This is a genomic window from Chelonobacter oris (assembly GCF_000772535.1).
Classification (GTDB): domain Bacteria; phylum Pseudomonadota; class Gammaproteobacteria; order Enterobacterales; family Pasteurellaceae; genus Chelonobacter; species Chelonobacter oris.
Window position 1 is genome coordinate 1 of the sequence record NZ_JSUM01000034.1, and the last position, 1,405, is coordinate 1,405.

Annotated in this window: 1 protein-coding gene and 1 pseudogene; both read right to left on the reverse strand. The window is 41.5% G+C overall.

The annotated features are described in order from the left end of the window. On the reverse strand, window positions 1–935 hold a 935-nt coding region (gene ompA, locus OA57_RS12195), incomplete at its 3' end, for a porin OmpA (RefSeq protein ID WP_034618280.1). Window positions 936–1,288: 353 nt separating this feature from the next. Then, window positions 1,289–1,405 (reverse strand): annotated as a pseudogene (locus OA57_RS13005) (porin OmpA); the annotation flags it as partial.

Consider the following 1,405-nt stretch of genomic DNA (forward strand, 5'->3'; position numbering starts at 1 on the left):
CCGGTTACCGGATTTGCCTTACCGTAACCGACAGCAGTTACGTTAGTTTGATCAACGCCTTTAGAAACCAAGTAGTTAGCTACGGTTTCAGCACGTTTTTCAGACAATTTTTGGTTATAAGCATCAGAACCGATACGGTCCGTGTAACCCGCTACATTGTAGTTAGGATTTGTCAAACCGGAGTTAGCCACTTCTGTAGTCATACCGTCCAGTGCTTGTTCCGCACCTGATTTCAGGCTTGATTTGTTGAAATCAAACAGTACGTCAGAGCTGAAAGCGAATTTTTTGGTGATGATTTCAGGGGCAGCGGCAACGCCTTGACCGAAGCGGTAGGTTAAACCGGCAGAAACGGAACCGATATCCGGACGGTAGTCCGCACGTTGACCATCGCTGTCTTTTAACTTACCAACATTATTCAGCCATTGATATTCAACACGCAATGCCAAAGATGGAATAATAGCATATTCCAAACCGCCGGCGAATACAGCCGAAGTTTTTAAGCTATGCTCACGCTCCCATACTGAATCATTACCATAAGATTTATAATCAGAACGTACTAATGCAGCGCCAACACGAGCATACACATCCAAATCAGACAATACAGGATAACTGGCTTTTAGACTTAAGTGTGTACCGTGGTTAGTATGTTTAGATACTGTTTCACCTGCTTGACGGATTTTGGCACGACCAAAATCATCGTAGCCTAATTCAACCGCAAAGTTATCGGTAATTTGATAACCGCCGAATACACCGTAAGTTACGGAATTACGATGAGTTCCTATTACTCCAGGAACTTCAAATTGCTCTAAACCGTCATGGAAAGAAGCCCAACCTGCTTTAGCACCGGCGTAGAAAGTATTAGCTTGTGGTGCTGCTTGTGCTACAGATGCCAATGCCAAACCTGAGATGGCTAATGCAATTGCAGTTTTTTTCATTTTGATGATCCTCTATTTTTCATCCAGTATATAGATTACCTGTTGGCGTTCCATTCAGTCACTCCAATAGAAACCAAAGCCTTTCCGATAAATCCATACCTAACATTTTGATTCAACTGAAAGTAGCCGAATCTATCCTATACTCATGATATAATAATAACCGATTAGGTAAATTGAGTATTATTAAATTATCCTAGTGCTTGGAAAGAAAATCAAGGATTACTATCAAATTTAGCCTATTTTTTATCCAATAATAGCAATTATTTACGCATAGCCTGCCTAAAATCAGGAATTTCAGGGATGAAAAAACCCGACAACGTCGGGTTTGATAATATTTTCAGAGATGAAAATTATTACATCGCAACAGATTTTGCGCCTTGTACAGACACTTCTACACGACGATCCGGCGCCAAACAAGCGATTAACGCTTTACGGCCGCTTACTGCATCACAGTTAGAACCGGTTACCGG